The sequence below is a fragment of the Bacillus sp. SIMBA_026 genome (assembly GCF_046535335.1).
In the GTDB taxonomy this organism is placed as follows: Bacteria; Bacillota; Bacilli; order Bacillales; family Bacillaceae; genus Bacillus; species Bacillus velezensis.
Genome location: NZ_JAWRWX010000001.1, coordinates 2,007,498 through 2,021,448, shown reverse-complemented (window position 1 = coordinate 2,021,448; position 13,951 = coordinate 2,007,498). Strand labels below are relative to the sequence as shown.

General features: G+C 46.9%; 16 protein-coding genes. 15 read left to right on the top strand and 1 reads right to left on the bottom strand.

Annotated elements, in window-relative coordinates; translation table 11 throughout:
- Positions 1 to 4: 4 nt before the first annotated feature.
- The 14 genes from sppA to SB847_RS09855 all read left to right on the top strand — a co-directional run bounded on the left by sppA (position 5) and on the right by SB847_RS09855 (position 12,560).
- The gene (sppA, locus tag SB847_RS09920) at positions 5 to 1,012 is read left to right on the top strand and encodes a signal peptide peptidase SppA (RefSeq protein ID WP_410561307.1); all 1,008 of its coding nucleotides are present in this window, start codon (positions 5 to 7) and stop codon (positions 1,010 to 1,012) included.
- 13 nt (positions 1,013 to 1,025) lie between these two features.
- Positions 1,026 to 1,517: an RDD family protein gene (locus SB847_RS09915; RefSeq protein WP_410561308.1), complete on the top strand. Its 492-nt coding sequence runs from the start codon at positions 1,026 to 1,028 to the stop codon at positions 1,515 to 1,517.
- 77 nt (positions 1,518 to 1,594) lie between these two features.
- The gene (locus SB847_RS09910; protein WP_007613093.1) at positions 1,595 to 2,284 is read left to right on the top strand and encodes a DUF2953 domain-containing protein; all 690 of its coding nucleotides are present in this window, start codon (positions 1,595 to 1,597) and stop codon (positions 2,282 to 2,284) included.
- Between the two features lie 12 nt (positions 2,285 to 2,296).
- A complete protein-coding gene (ytfJ, locus tag SB847_RS09905; protein ID WP_003152423.1) occupies positions 2,297 to 2,737 on the top strand; it encodes a GerW family sporulation protein in 441 nt (146 codons plus the stop codon).
- Between the two features lie 115 nt (positions 2,738 to 2,852).
- Complete coding sequence (gene tpx, locus SB847_RS09900; protein WP_007613091.1) at positions 2,853 to 3,356, top strand: thiol peroxidase; 504 nt, start codon at positions 2,853 to 2,855, stop codon at positions 3,354 to 3,356.
- 61 nt (positions 3,357 to 3,417) lie between these two features.
- A complete protein-coding gene (locus tag SB847_RS09895) occupies positions 3,418 to 4,404 on the top strand; it encodes a class I SAM-dependent methyltransferase (protein ID WP_410561309.1) in 987 nt (328 codons plus the stop codon).
- A gap of 310 nt (positions 4,405 to 4,714) precedes the next feature.
- Positions 4,715 to 5,902, top strand: coding sequence for an acetate kinase (locus tag SB847_RS09890; protein ID WP_029326031.1), 1,188 nt, complete (start codon positions 4,715 to 4,717; stop codon positions 5,900 to 5,902).
- A gap of 99 nt (positions 5,903 to 6,001) precedes the next feature.
- On the top strand, positions 6,002 to 6,514 hold the full coding sequence (locus tag SB847_RS09885) for a MogA/MoaB family molybdenum cofactor biosynthesis protein (protein ID WP_007408054.1): 513 nt from the start codon (positions 6,002 to 6,004) through the stop codon (positions 6,512 to 6,514).
- Positions 6,515 to 6,666: 152 nt separating this feature from the next.
- Entirely contained in the window at positions 6,667 to 7,878 is a 1,212-nt protein-coding gene (locus SB847_RS09880; RefSeq protein WP_003152428.1) for an argininosuccinate synthase, read from the top strand.
- Positions 7,875 to 9,251 (top strand): argininosuccinate lyase, encoded by a 1,377-nt coding sequence (argH, locus tag SB847_RS09875; RefSeq protein WP_410561310.1) that lies wholly within the window; start codon positions 7,875 to 7,877, stop codon positions 9,249 to 9,251. Before SB847_RS09880 ends, argH begins: the two co-directional genes overlap by 4 nt.
- Positions 9,252 to 9,324: 73 nt before the next feature.
- Entirely contained in the window at positions 9,325 to 9,453 is a 129-nt protein-coding gene (locus SB847_RS09870; RefSeq protein WP_257720510.1) for a hypothetical protein, read from the top strand.
- A 137-nt stretch (positions 9,454 to 9,590) separates the two neighbouring features.
- Entirely contained in the window at positions 9,591 to 10,358 is a 768-nt protein-coding gene (locus SB847_RS09865; protein WP_410561311.1) for an SDR family oxidoreductase, read from the top strand.
- A gap of 60 nt (positions 10,359 to 10,418) precedes the next feature.
- Positions 10,419 to 11,105, top strand: a complete 687-nt coding sequence (locus SB847_RS09860) for a metal-dependent hydrolase (protein ID WP_160216546.1) — start codon at positions 10,419 to 10,421, stop codon at positions 11,103 to 11,105.
- 138 nt (positions 11,106 to 11,243) lie between these two features.
- On the top strand, positions 11,244 to 12,560 hold the full coding sequence (locus SB847_RS09855; RefSeq protein ID WP_007408058.1) for a CBS domain-containing protein: 1,317 nt from the start codon (positions 11,244 to 11,246) through the stop codon (positions 12,558 to 12,560).
- A gap of 28 nt (positions 12,561 to 12,588) precedes the next feature.
- Here the strand turns inward: SB847_RS09855 and SB847_RS09850 are convergent, their stop codons facing one another.
- Positions 12,589 to 12,891, bottom strand: coding sequence for a YtpI family protein (locus SB847_RS09850; RefSeq protein WP_003152434.1), 303 nt, complete (start codon positions 12,889 to 12,891; stop codon positions 12,589 to 12,591).
- Between the two features lie 116 nt (positions 12,892 to 13,007).
- Here SB847_RS09850 and SB847_RS09845 point away from each other — a divergent pair, with 116 nt between their 5' ends.
- Complete coding sequence (locus SB847_RS09845; RefSeq protein ID WP_003152435.1) at positions 13,008 to 13,949, top strand: DHH family phosphoesterase; 942 nt, start codon at positions 13,008 to 13,010, stop codon at positions 13,947 to 13,949.
- The last annotated feature ends 2 nt before the right edge of the window (positions 13,950 to 13,951 follow it).

The window sequence follows — 13,951 nt, the reverse complement described above, 5'->3', positions numbered from 1 at the left end:
ACAAATGAATGCAAAAAGATGGATTGCGCTCGTCATCGCGCTCGGCATTTTCGGCGTATCAGTCATTGCAAGTGTGACCGTCGGGGTGCTGAAGAATATCGGAGATACAGGGTCTGACTTTGCATCACTGACAGATGACACAGAAGAAGTGACACTGGATAAGGGCATCCCCGGCAGTAAAATCGCCGTGCTTGAAGTGGACGGCACGATTGAGGATAACGGCGGGTCCGCTGGCCTGCTCAGCTCAGGCGGGTATGATCACAGATCATTTTTAAAACAGGTTGAGCGTGCGAAAGAAGATAAAAGCGTCAAAGGAATTGTACTGAAAATCAATTCCCCTGGCGGAGGCGTGTACGAAAGCGCGGAAATACATAAAAAACTGGAAGAACTAAAGAAAGAAACGAAGAAACCGATTTATGTATCCATGGGCTCCATGGCGGCATCGGGAGGCTACTATATTTCAACGGCCGCCGATAAAATCTATGCTTCACCGGAAACGCTCACGGGTTCACTGGGCGTCATCATGGAAAGCGTCAATTATTCCAAGCTCGCCGATGAACTCGGCATCAAGTTTGAAACCATTAAAAGCGGCGCGCATAAAGACATCATGTCCCCGACCCGCGACATGACGAAGGAAGAAAGAAAGATCATGCAGACAATGGTCAACGATTCTTATGAAGGATTTGTCAATGTCATTTCAAAAGGCCGGCACATGTCAAAATCTGATGTGAAAAAAATTGCCGACGGCCGTGTCTACGACGGCAGACAAGCGAAAAAAATCGGCCTCGTTGATGAGCTCGGTTTTTACGATGATACGATCAGCGCGATGAAAAAGGACCATAAAAATATGAAAAACGCTTCAGTCATCACATACGAGGAAGGATTCGGATTAGGCTCGCTCTTTTCCATGAGCGCAGCGAAAATGTTTAAAAGCGAAGTTGATTTTCTGAATATGAAAGAACTCATTTCGCAATCCGGTTCGCCGCGGATGATGTATCTCTATGCAAAGTAGGGGGGAAGAAAGAATGGACGCGACTTACGAAGGCTTTCACGGCAGAGAAGGGGAAGCCGAACAACAGAGGGCGCCCGAGCAGGCATATGCGGGCTTTTGGATCAGGTTTTGGGCGTTTCTTCTCGATTGGCTGGTGGTCTGGGGACTTAACCATCTCATCGTTTCACCGATTTTCACGCTGATGAAGCTCCCGGCAACAAGCGGAATGTTTACAATCTCAGCTTATTCCGTCACAACCCTGATCGTCTACCTCGCCTATTTTGTGTTCATGACGAAATGGTTTCATCAGACACTCGGCAAGATGGTCTTCGGGTTAAAGGTCACTTCTTTGACGCCCGGAAAGCCGCTGACTTGGAGCACCGTCATTTTCAGAGAAGCGGTGGGGCGTTATATCGATAAAATCTGGATTCTCTATATCGTCATTGCGTTTACGCCCAAAAAGCAGGGCATTCATGATCTGATCGCCGACACAACGGTGATTCACGAAGCGCTGTACCGCAAATAAAAGCAATAAACCCGGAATAAACGTCCGGGTTTATTTTTTTTGGTTTTGGCGATAATGCTGCTAAGGAAGTGAAGCTTATGGGATATGCCGCAGCAGCTGTTATTCTCATTCTCATTTTGGCCTGGCTGCTTATGAGGATGAAAATTCACCTGACGCTCGAATATCTTCATGATAAAGATAACGACAAACTGACGTTTAAACTCTCGGCCTTATACGGGCTGATCCGTATTAAAAAAACGCTGCCCGTCATTAAAGTAAACAGCGAAGACGCGTCAATTGATGTCAAACAGGACACGAAATCAGAAATGAAAGGTCAGAAAAAAGAGAAGAAAAAAATCACATATGAAGATGTCAAACAGAGCATTCACAGAATAGAAATGATTCTGCACCAAGTCTTTCAGATGCGCCAAATCGGCGCCTCATTTCTTGCGGGAGTCCGTGTTACGAAGTTCGAATGGGTGACGGTTATCGGAATAAAGGACGCCGCCGTTACGGGAATCGCCGCCGGCGGATTGTGGGCCGTAAAGGGAGGCCTTACGGCGATGCTGTATGATCATCTGCGTTTCATACATAAACCGGTGTGCGAAGTCATTCCGTCTTTTCAAGTGCCTGCATCCAAGACGCATTTGCAGTGTATATTCTTTTTTCGTTTTGGACATCTTATAGGTGCAGCTTTCAAATTGCTCAAATACGGGCGGAACGGACTTTCTATCATACGAAAGAAACAGCCGGTTCCGGTTGCTTCAAAGAATGATTCATCAGTTTAAGGAGGAGCGCATATGGCAGACCATCCCATTCAAGGTTTAATGAAAACCGCTATGGAAAATTTAAAAGAAATGATTGACGTGAATACAATCATCGGCGATCCTGTTGAAACACCTGACGGCAGCGTAATCTTAACGGTTTCAAAGGTCGGATTCGGATTTGCGGCGGGCGGAAGCGAGTTTGGAGGAAAGCCGGCTGAAAAAAGAACCGATGATGATGAAAGAAAAGAGCAGAAGCTCCCGTTCGGCGGCGGAAGCGGCGGCGGAGTATCCATTACGCCGATTGCGTTTCTGATTGTCGGAACAAACGGGGTGCGTATGCTTCATTTAGACGAAAACACCCATCTGATTGATAAACTGTTAGACTCCGCGCCTCAAACGATTGAACGCATCCAGCATATGTTTAAAAAGAATGAAAAAGGCCGGAACCAAAAAAGAACGGATATCGATTTATAACAGAAAAGTTAACTGCCGCCCGCAGTTAGCTTTTTTTACGATGCGGCATAACCTTTGCAGTTTGCATAAAACTCGACTATGATAGAGCTATACATAGATAAAGGGAGGAATCAGAATGGCTGAAATTACATTTAAAGGCGGAGCCGTGACGCTGATCGGACAAGAAGTGAAACCGGGTGACCAAGCTCCTGACTTCACGGTTTTGACAAACGGATTAGAAGAGAAGACATTAGCAGATATGAAAGGGAAAGTAACGATCATATCCGTTATTCCTTCCATTGACACAGGCGTATGTGACGCGCAGACACGCCGCTTCAACGAAGAAGCCGCAAAACTCGGTGATGTGAACGTTTATACTATCAGCGCCGACCTTCCGTTTGCACAAGCGCGCTGGTGCGGAGCGAACGGAATTGATAAAGTTGAAACATTATCGGATCATAAAGAGATGTCATTTGGTGAAGCATTCGGTGTTCACATCAAAGAACTTCGTCTTTTGGCGCGTTCCGTATTCGTCCTTGATCAGGACGGAAAAGTCGTTTACGCGGAATACGTAAGCGAAGCGACAAACCACCCGAATTATGAAAAGCCTATCGAAGCTGCAAAAGCGTTAATCAAGTAAAGAGAGAAAAAGAGCTCCGGGTGCTGCCGCGGAGCTCTTTTCATGGCAAGGAGGAAACAGCATGCAACATGACCATGTCGGTCAGATTTATGAACTTTTAGATGAAGCCGCCCAAGTGATAGCAGAAGGTCTTCAGATTTCTTATATTGAGGGGCTTGCGGAAGCGGGAGAGATGTATTTTCTTGAAAAGGCCGACCAGCTTCCGCTTCAGGAAAAGCAAACCGGCGAGCTTAACAGCCTGCTTGCGAAAGCAGACTTCAGAAAATGGGAGCATGAATGGATCCGCAAGGCGTTCCAGCTCGCCATTTTAAAAGGACTCAAAGATAAGTCCCATCCGAACAGACAGATGACGCCTGATACGATCGGCCTTTTCATCAGTTATCTCGTGAATAAATTTACGGGCGGCCGAAAAGGCCTGACATTGCTGGACCCCGCCTGCGGCACCGGGAATCTTCTGCTGACCGCGGCAAATCAGCTTTCTGACAAAGCGGGAAAAAGCTTCGGCATTGAAATCGACGATGTCCTTCTGAAGATCGCTTATGCTCAGGCGAATCTGCAGGAAAAAGAAATGGAGCTGTTCTGCCAGGACAGTCTTCAGCCGTTATTTATCGAACCGGCCGATGCGGTTATCTGCGATTTGCCGGTCGGCTACTATCCGAATGACGAAGGCGCTGAAGCGTTTGAGCTGAAAGCGGATGAAGGCCACTCTTTTGCTCACCACTTATTTATTGAGCAGAGCGTCAAACATACAAAACCGGGCGGATACTTATTTTTTATGATTCCGAACCATCTGTTTGACAGCGCGCAAAGCGATAAACTGAAGCGGTTTTTTGCGGAAAAAGTGTATATCAACGCCCTTCTTCAGCTGCCGGCTACTATGTTTAAAGACGAAGCGCAGGCAAAGAGCATTTTAATCTTGCAGAAAAAAGGCGAAGACGCAAAGCCGCCGAAACAAGCGCTTTTGGCGAATCTTCCTTCTTTTGCGAACCAGCAGGCGATGCGGGAGATGATGGTAAAATTGGATCAATGGATTCAAACAGAAAAATAATGGAGAAAAAGCAGTGTGAGATGCAAAATCCCGCGCTGCTTTTGCTTTTTAAAATGAATGGAAATCAGGACGATAACACAAATTAAGGAAAGAAAATAACATTCCGTAAGGCCGTGCCGTCCATTTGGCACAAATAAAATTTATCAGAAAATATCGACTTCGTATTGTAAGCGGTACCAATGTGGATGTTGACTTGAAATGCTGAGTTGACAATGTTTAAATGGAAAAGTCAGATATTTTTTGGACTGCAGTTATGGTCTGGGAAAAAAGAACGAACAAACGAAGAAGAATTTTGATAGGAGCGTCATTTATGTCTAAAATTATTGCAATTAACGCAGGAAGCTCATCTTTAAAATTTCAGTTATTCGAAATGCCTTCAGAAAAGGTGCTAACAAAAGGGTTAGTAGAACGGATCGGTATCGCCGACAGCGTTTTCACAATCTCTGTTAACGGCGAAAAAAATACAGAAGTGACAGATATTCCGGATCATGCGGTTGCGGTGAAGATGCTGCTTCATAAGCTGACTGAATTCGGTATTATAAAGGATTTAAATGAAATTGACGGAATCGGCCACCGTGTGGTTCACGGCGGAGAAAAATTCAGCGATTCTGTTTTGCTTACGGATGAAACAATCCGTGAGATTGAAGAGATTTCAGAACTTGCGCCGCTTCACAACCCGGCTAACATCGTCGGCATTAAAGCCTTTAAAGAAGTGCTTCCGGATGTGCCTGCGGTTGCAGTGTTTGATACGGCGTTCCACCAAACGATGCCTGAGCAATCTTACCTGTACAGCCTTCCGTACGAATACTACGAGAAATACGGCATCCGCAAATACGGTTTCCACGGCACATCTCATAAATACGTGACACAGCGCGCAGCTGAGCTTCTCGGCCGTCCGATTGAAGACTTGCGTCTGATTTCCTGCCACCTCGGTAACGGCGCAAGTATCGCGGCCGTAGAAGGCGGAAAATCCATTGATACGTCAATGGGCTTCACACCGCTTGCGGGTGTTGCGATGGGAACACGTTCAGGAAACATCGACCCTGCATTGATTCCGTACATTATGGAAAAAACGGATCAGACGGCAGATGAAGTATTAAATACGTTAAATAAAAAGAGCGGACTGCTTGGCGTATCCGGTTTCTCCAGCGACCTCCGCGATATCGTGGAAGCTTCAAAAGAAGGAAACGAAAGAGCGGAAACGGCTCTTGAAGTGTTCGCAAGCAGAATCCATAAATACATCGGTTCTTACGCTGCGAGAATGAGCGGCGTTGACGCGATTATTTTCACTGCGGGTATCGGTGAAAACAGCGTTGAAGTCAGAGAACGCGTGCTTCGCGGCTTAGAATTCATGGGTGTATATTGGGATCCTGCGCTGAACAACGTGCGCGGCGAGGAAGCGTTTATCAGCTACCCTCACTCTCCTGTCAAAGTCATGATCATTCCGACTGACGAAGAGGTCATGATCGCACGCGACGTTGTCCGCCTTGCACAGTAATGATCGAAAAAAGCACATCCTTTAGGGTGTGCTTTTTTATTGAATGACCCAGAATCAAACGTTACGATATGTTTAATACATAAACGATGAGGTGAAGCAATGAGTGTGCATGAACATAAACAAGAAGCCCCGTCAGCCGTGCGCTGCAAGGTGATCACAGTCAGCGACACGAGAACGAAAGAAACCGACAAAAGCGGGCGCGTCATGATGGACTTCCTCAGGGAAGCGGGATTTGAAACGGTCGCTTATGACATTGTTAAAGATGAAAAAGATGAATTGCAGAAAGCCGTTTTATCCGGCTGTATGGATGAATATACAGATGCGGTGCTGTTAAACGGAGGGACGGGCATTGCCGAAAGGGATGTCACAATTGAAGCGGTCACGCCGCTGTTTTCAAAAGAACTCCCGGGATTCGGCGAGCTGTTCCGCATGCTGAGCTATACGGAGGACATCGGTTCCGCCGCCATTTTGTCCAGAGCGGCAGCGGGTGTGATCCAAAATACCGCAGTCTTCTGCACGCCCGGCTCCTCAGGCGCCGTAAAGCTTGCGATGAGTAAACTGATTATTCCTGAACTGCCTCATGTGCTCCGGGAAATCCGAAAAGATTTATAAATGTATAAAAAGGCTCTGCTCCGCTCAAAAAATTGGGTGGGGTTTTTTTTATAAAAGGCTTGAAAAAACAGAATTTACTTGTTACAGTGTATACATACAAAATGCATTTTTATTAATTAAAACTAATTTTTATACAAAAGGGAGCTTTTAACATGGCAGAACAAAAAAAGGTTGTATTGGCATACTCAGGAGGTCTTGATACTTCTGTAGCGATAAAATGGCTGCAAGAACAGGGATACGATGTTGTTGCCTGCTGCTTAGACGTAGGGGAAGGAAAGGATTTGGCATTCGTTCAGCAAAAAGCGCTGGAAGTAGGCGCCGTAAATTCCTATGTGATTGATGCGAAAGAAGAATTCGCCCGGGAGTACGCGCTCATTTCTATGCAGGCCCATACAATGTATGAAGGCAAGTATCCGCTCGTATCTGCATTATCCCGTCCATTAATCGCGAAAAAACTCGTTGAAGTCGCGGAAAAGGAAAACGCGGTGGCCGTAGCGCACGGCTGCACGGGAAAAGGCAACGATCAGGTGCGTTTCGAAGTATCCATTAAATCATTAAATCCTGATCTGGAGGTCATTGCTCCGGTCCGGGAGTGGCAATGGTCGCGTGAAGAAGAAATTGAATATGCTGCAAGCCGCGGCATTCCGATTCCGATCAATCTTGACAGCCCGTATTCCATCGACCAGAACCTATGGGGACGCGCCAATGAATGCGGTATATTAGAAGACCCGTGGGCGGCGCCGCCTGAAGGGGCATATGACCTGACAGCATCTCTTGAAAACACGCCGGACGTTCCGGAAATCATCGAAATAGCATTTGAAGCCGGTGTTCCGGTTTCAATCGACGGCGTAACCTACCCGCTCGCTGATTTAATTCTCAAGCTGAACGAGACTGCCGGAAAACACGGCATCGGCCGGATTGACCATGTGGAGAACCGCCTGGTCGGCATTAAGTCCCGTGAAGTTTACGAGTGCCCGGGCGCGATGACTTTGATTACGGCTCACAAAGAGCTTGAGGATCTGACTTTAGTGAAAGAAGTGGCCCATTTCAAACCGGCAATTGAACAAAAACTGTCTGAAATCATCTATAACGGTTTATGGTTCTCGCCGTTAAAAGACGCGCTGCTTGCATTCCTGAAAGAAACCCAAAAACACGTCACCGGCGTCGTGCGCGTCAAGCTGTTTAAAGGCCATGCCATTGTAGAAGGACGTAAGTCGGAATATTCACTCTATGATGAAAAACTTGCGACATATACAAAAGACGATGCTTTTGACCATCACGCGGCAATCGGTTTCATTGAGCTTTGGGGGCTGCCGACAAAAGTAAACAGCATTGTGAAAAAGAAGGAGCAGATTGAAGCATGAAGAAGCTTTGGGGAGGCCGTTTTCAAAAAACACCGGAAAAGTGGGTCGATGAGTTCGGCGCATCCATCACATTCGACCAAAACTTAGTCAAAGAGGATATTACAGGGTCTCTCGCTCATGCGGCAATGCTGAAAAAATGCGGCATTCTGACGGAAGAAGAAGAAGGCGCCATCCGACAGGGGCTGCAGATCCTCCTGCAAAAAGCAGAGGAAGGGACGCTTGAATTCTCTGTTGATTATGAAGATATCCATTTGAATATTGAAAAAATGCTGATCGAAGAAATCGGACCGCTGGGCGGCAAGCTTCATACCGGCAGAAGCCGGAATGACCAGGTGGCGACCGACATGCATTTGTATTTGAAAGATCATGTCTCGCATATCATCGTGCTGATTGAACAGTTCCAAAAAGCGCTGATCGAAAAAGCGGAGGCCAATGTCGAGACCATTCTGCCGGGGTACACCCATTTACAGCGGGCTCAGCCGATTTCTTTCGCCCACCATCTGCTTGCTTATTTTTGGATGCTTGAACGGGATAAAGAGCGTTTTCGCGACGCTATGAAGCGGATTAACATATCGCCGCTCGGATGCGGGGCGCTTGCCGGAACCACGTTTCCGATAGACCGTAACTATTCGGCGGAGCTGCTCGGTTTTGACTCCATTTATGAGAACAGTCTTGACGGAGTCAGTGACAGAGATTTTATTCTCGAGTTTTTAAGCGGCAGCAGCATGCTGATGATGCACCTTTCGCGTTTATCAGAAGAAATCATTCTATGGTGCTCGCAGGAATTCAGATTCATTGAACTGGATGATACGTATGCGACGGGAAGCAGCATGATGCCGCAGAAGAAAAACCCCGACATGGCGGAGCTGATCCGCGGTAAAACCGGACGCGTATACGGTGATATGATGGGGCTTTTCACGATTATGAAAGGGCTCCCGCTCGCTTACAACAAAGACCTGCAGGAAGATAAAGAAGGCATGTTTGACACGGTGAAAACCGTTGAAGGAAGCCTTCAGATTTTCACGGGCATGATTGAAACGATGAAAGTAAACAAAGACATCATGAAACAAGCGACAAAACAAGATTTTTCAAACGCGACGGAACTTGCCGATTATTTAGCTAAAAAAGGCATGCCGTTCAGAGAAGCGCATGAAGTGGTCGGCAAGCTTGTGTACAGCTGCATTGAAAAAGGAATCTATTTAAGTGATATGGCATTTGAAGAATTTCTTCAAGCCAGCACTCTCTTTGAAGAAGACATCTATACCGTGCTAGATCCGCATCATGCGGTTGAAAAAAGAATGAGCGCCGGCGGAACGGGTTTTCAGCAGGTAGAACAGGCGCTCGTAAAAGCAAAAGCCTGCGCCGGCATTTAATTTGCTGAAATTTCCTTCATATTTTCCCGTCATATCAGACACCCTACATCTATAAAGATGGGAGGTAGAAGGAATGCGCAAAGAACAAGACCGTTACATCTATGATGAAAGAGAAAGTGAAGAAACGGCCAGGCTCATCTCAGAGGCATACGAAAGCGGTTATGTCGGCATGGAGGAAGCCTCTGCTCCTTCAGAAAATTAAGCTGTCTGTAAAGACGGCTTTTTTTTCGTGCGGTCGAAGTGTAAAAAAGTGATATTGCCGTTTGTTTATAGTAAAGTAGAGGGAGAAACGTCTTGATTTTATTGAAGCGGCAACGTTGCCTGGGGAGGGTATTCAATGTGCGACATGCTCTAATCACTGCCGGTACAAAGGGATTGGGCCGAAAAGTGACTGAAATGCTTCTGGAAAAAGGCTTCTCTGTCACAGTGAATTACAGACAAGACGAAGAAGCGGTCGCCTGTCTGAAGGCGGATTATCCCGGGTGCCATGACAGATTGCAATTCGTTAAGGGCGATGTAACCCGGAAAGAAGATCTCATGCGGATCGCCGATGCAGCCCTTCAGCGGTTTGGAAGGATTGACATACTGATTAACAATGCCGGGCCGTACATATTTGAGCGCAAAAAGCTTGCCAATTATTCCGATGACGAATGGTATGACATGCTTGAAGGGAATTTAAGCGCCGTTTTCCATCTGTTTAAAGCGGTTATCCCGGTCATGAGACAGCAGCGGTTCGGCCGGATTATTACATACGGTTTTCAAGGAGCGGACCATGCCCCCGGCTGGCTTCACCGTTCCGCTTTCGGAGCGGCTAAAGTCGGATTGGCTTCGTTAACGAAAACCATTGCGATTGAAGAAGCTGAATCAGGCATTACGGCCAATATGGTCTGTCCGGGTGATATTGTAGGAGATATGAAAGAAGCGTCTATAGAGGAAGCAAGACGGAAAATCGGCAAAGAAAAGACGCCGATCGGCAGGTCCGGAACCGGAGAGGATATTGCGAGAATCATCGCCTTTTTATGTGAAGAAGATTCCGATCTTGTAACCGGAACGGTCATTGAAGCAACAGGCGGGCTGAATGTGATTAACAGGCATCAATCCCTGTAAGTTTTTTCGTTTGTCAAAAAGGGAACTTGATAAATATTAATTTTTTATGAGGTGAAAACAATGAAAGTGACTTATCACGGACATTCTGTCATTCAAGTGGAAACGAAAACCCATAACATTATTTTTGATCCGTTTCTGACCGGAAACAGTCTGACAAATTTGAAACCGGAAGAAGTGAAAGCGGATGTCATCCTGCTTACTCACGGACACAATGACCATGTCGGAGATACAGAGCAGATCGCCAAACAAAACGATGCGCTCGTCATTGCGCCGAACGAGCTGGCCGTTTATCTCGGCTTTAAAGGTTTAAAGGTCCACCCGATGCATATCGGCGGGGCGCGCCAATTTGATTTCGGCAAAGTGAAACTGACACAGGCATTCCACGGATCGGCGGTCACTGATGAAGAAAACAAAACCATTACGTACACGGGGATGCCGGCCGGGATTTTATTGACGATTGACGGCAAAACGATTTTCCACGCCGGGGACACGGCGCTGTTCTCTGATATGAAACTGATCGGGGAGCTGAATCACATTGATCTGGCATTTCTGCCGATCGGTGATAACTACACCATGGGTCCTGAAGATGCGAAACTCGCGGCTGAATGGCTCAGAGCGAAACAGGTCGTGCCCGTTCATTACAATACATTTCCCGTCATTGAACAGGACCCTGACGCTTTCGCCGAAAGTCTGCCCGGAGGCGTCGGCAAAGTCATGGCGGTCGGCGAGACCATTGAGCTTGCCTGACATATGTATCAAAGACCTTCTGAATCAAGCATTCAGAAGGTCTTTTTGTGATGCCGCCTTTTTTCGGGCGTCTCATTGCGAATGAATCCCCCGTACCCTTATAATAAAAGCAGAAGACTGTCCTTAGAGGTGAAACGCTTGGCAACAAAGCATGAACAAATCCTATCATACATAGATTCGCTTCCTGTCGGTGAAAAAATTTCGGTCAGAAGAATTGCGAAAGAAATGAAAGTCAGTGAAGGAACGGCTTACAGAGCAATTAAGGAAGCCGAAAACAAAGGATTCGTTTCCACTATTGAACGTGTGGGGACCATCCGGATTGAACAGAAGAAAAAAGAAAATATTGAAAAGCTGACATACGCCGAGGTCGTCAATGTGATAGACGGCCAGGTTCTCGGCGGAAAAGCCGGTCTGCATAAAACGTTGAATAAGTTTGTGATCGGCGCGATGGAGCTTGACGCGATGATGCGTTACACGGCGGCGGGGAACCTGTTAATCGTCGGGAACCGAATCAACGCCCACCGCCAGGCGCTTGAAGCGGGCGCGGCTGTTTTGGTAACAGGAGGGTTTAATACCGACGACAGCATTATCGAGCTGGCCGATATGCTTGAGCTTCCGATTCTCTCCACGAGCTACGATACCTTTACGGTAGCCGCGATGATCAACCGGGCGATCTATGATCAGCTCATAAAAAAAGAGATTGTGCTAGTGGAAGACATTTTGACGCCCGCAGATCGGACAGTGACGCTGTCCCCTAAGGATAAGCTGGAGAAATGGTACGAAAAAAACTATGAAACCGGACACGGCCGCTTCCCGGTTATCGATCAGCAGATGAAAATCCACGGAATCCTCACATCGAAAGATATCGCGGGGCATGACCGGTCAGTTCCGATTGAAAAAGTAATGACCAAAAACCCTGTCACGGTGATCGGGAAAACATCTGTCGCCTCAGCGGCTCAAATGATGGTTTGGGAAGGAATTGAAGTGCTTCCGGTGACAGACGGGCATCACAAACTGATCGGAATGATCAGCCGCCAGGATGTCTTAAAAGCGCTTCAAATGGTTCAAAAGCAGCCTCAGGTCGGGGAAAAGCTGGATGATATTGTTTCAAGGGGATTTAAAGAAGAGGAAGATGACAAAACGCCGGCCGTTTATCAATATGAAGTCACGCCGCAAATGACCAATCAGCTCGGCACGATTTCTTACGGGGTGTTTACGACGATTTTAACCCAGGCCGCCAGCCGATTTTTACGCTCCCGCAAACGCGGCGAGCTGGTCATTGAAAGCATTACGATTTTCTTCCTGAAGCCCGTACAGATGGAGTCGGTCATTGAAGTGAAACCGCGCATTTTAGAGGCGGGCCGGAAATTCGGGAAAATGGAAGTGGAAGTGTCAAGCCAAAGCGGCATCGTTTCAAAAGCGATGCTCATGGTGCAGCTGATGGAGAGAAGTTAAGGGACGCACCCGGGTCCCTTGGCATTCATTATGCGTGGTCTCTCTCCGCTTCCTTTGCATGGATGGGCTCATAATGCTTATAGGCTTTATACCCGGCCCATGCGCTGCCTGCTCCGATTAAAATGAAGACGCCGCCGATGACCAGGGTCAGGACGGAGTGAAACAGAATCATTTGGTTTACTCCGTACAAAAGCACCAGCGCGCCTAATGCCATACTTGATTTAGCCGAAAAACATTCCTTCTCCAGCGCCCGTTTCGTCTGGATTCCTTTTACTTTGTAATACACGTAAAAGCAGGCAGAAAGCCCGATGAGAAAAACAAAAACCAGCATAAATGAAATCCTCCATTATATGAGTTTGCAAAACAGTTTATACCGTTGCTGAAAGATTTTCCTTTTCCATGGATAAAGAGTATGATTAAATGAATAAAAACGAAAAGGAGAAAACGATGAAATCCGAACTGATCAGAACCATATCATTATATGACACCATTATCTTACATAGACATGTGAGGCCTGACCCGGACGCCTACGGTTCACAGTGCGGCCTTACGGAAATCCTGCGGGAAACGTATCCCGAAAAAAATATTTTTGCCGTCGGACAGCCTGAGCCGTCCTTGTCTTTTTTATATTCCCTCGATGAGGTGGATGACGAAACCTATAAAGATGCTCTTGTCATCGTGTGCGACACCGCAAACCAAGGCAGGGTCGACGATCAGCGCTACCATTCCGGCGCAAAGCTCATGAAAATAGACCACCATCCAAATGAAGATCCGTATGGCGATCTGTTATGGGTCGATACGAATGCAAGCTCCGTAAGCGAAATGATCTATGAGCTGTACCTGGAAGGAAAGCAGCACGGCTGGAAACTGAATACGAAAGCAGCTGAGCTGATCTACGCGGGTATCGTCGGTGATACGGGGCGTTTCTTATTCCCGAACACCACAAAAAAGACATTAAAATACGCGGGAGAGCTCATTGAGTTCCCATTTTCATCGTCAGAGCTGTTCAATCAATTGTATGAAACAAAATTAAATGTAGTGAAGCTTAACGGCTTTATTTATCAAAATGTGTCACTGTCTGAAAACGGCGTCGCTTCCGTTTTCATTAAAAAAGACATTTTGGAGACATATGGAACCACCGCTTCTGAAGCGTCGCAGCTTGTCGGAACACTCGGAAATATTTCGGGTATCCGCGCTTGGGTGTTTTTCGTAGAAGAAGACGATCAAATCAGAGTCCGGTTCCGTTCAAAAGGTCCGGTCATCAACGGAATTGCCCGGAAATACAATGGCGGCGGACATCCGCTTGCGGCCGGCGCATCCATCTTCAGCTGGGATGAAACCGATCAGATTCTTGCTGATCTGGAAGAGGTATGTAACGAACACAAGTAGAG

Excerpts from the sequence above, each read along its gene's own strand:
- sppA (WP_410561307.1), top strand. The coding sequence starts at position 5 with ATGAATGCAAAAAGATGGATTGCGCTCGTCATCGCGCTCGGCATTTTC.
- SB847_RS09915 (WP_410561308.1), top strand. The coding sequence starts at position 1,026 with ATGGACGCGACTTACGAAGGCTTTCACGGCAGAGAAGGGGAAGCCGAA.
- SB847_RS09910 (WP_007613093.1), top strand. The coding sequence starts at position 1,595 with ATGGGATATGCCGCAGCAGCTGTTATTCTCATTCTCATTTTGGCCTGG.
- ytfJ (WP_003152423.1), top strand. The coding sequence starts at position 2,297 with ATGGCAGACCATCCCATTCAAGGTTTAATGAAAACCGCTATGGAAAAT.
- tpx (WP_007613091.1), top strand. The coding sequence starts at position 2,853 with ATGGCTGAAATTACATTTAAAGGCGGAGCCGTGACGCTGATCGGACAA.
- SB847_RS09895 (WP_410561309.1), top strand. The coding sequence starts at position 3,418 with ATGCAACATGACCATGTCGGTCAGATTTATGAACTTTTAGATGAAGCC.
- SB847_RS09890 (WP_029326031.1), top strand. The coding sequence starts at position 4,715 with ATGTCTAAAATTATTGCAATTAACGCAGGAAGCTCATCTTTAAAATTT.
- SB847_RS09885 (WP_007408054.1), top strand. The coding sequence starts at position 6,002 with ATGAGTGTGCATGAACATAAACAAGAAGCCCCGTCAGCCGTGCGCTGC.
- SB847_RS09880 (WP_003152428.1), top strand. The coding sequence starts at position 6,667 with ATGGCAGAACAAAAAAAGGTTGTATTGGCATACTCAGGAGGTCTTGAT.
- argH (WP_410561310.1), top strand. The coding sequence starts at position 7,875 with ATGAAGAAGCTTTGGGGAGGCCGTTTTCAAAAAACACCGGAAAAGTGG.
- SB847_RS09870 (WP_257720510.1), top strand. The coding sequence starts at position 9,325 with ATGCGCAAAGAACAAGACCGTTACATCTATGATGAAAGAGAAAGTGAA.
- SB847_RS09860 (WP_160216546.1), top strand. The coding sequence starts at position 10,419 with ATGAAAGTGACTTATCACGGACATTCTGTCATTCAAGTGGAAACGAAA.
- SB847_RS09850 (WP_003152434.1), bottom strand. The coding sequence starts at position 12,891 with ATGCTGGTTTTTGTTTTTCTCATCGGGCTTTCTGCCTGCTTTTACGTG.
- SB847_RS09845 (WP_003152435.1), top strand. The coding sequence starts at position 13,008 with ATGAAATCCGAACTGATCAGAACCATATCATTATATGACACCATTATC.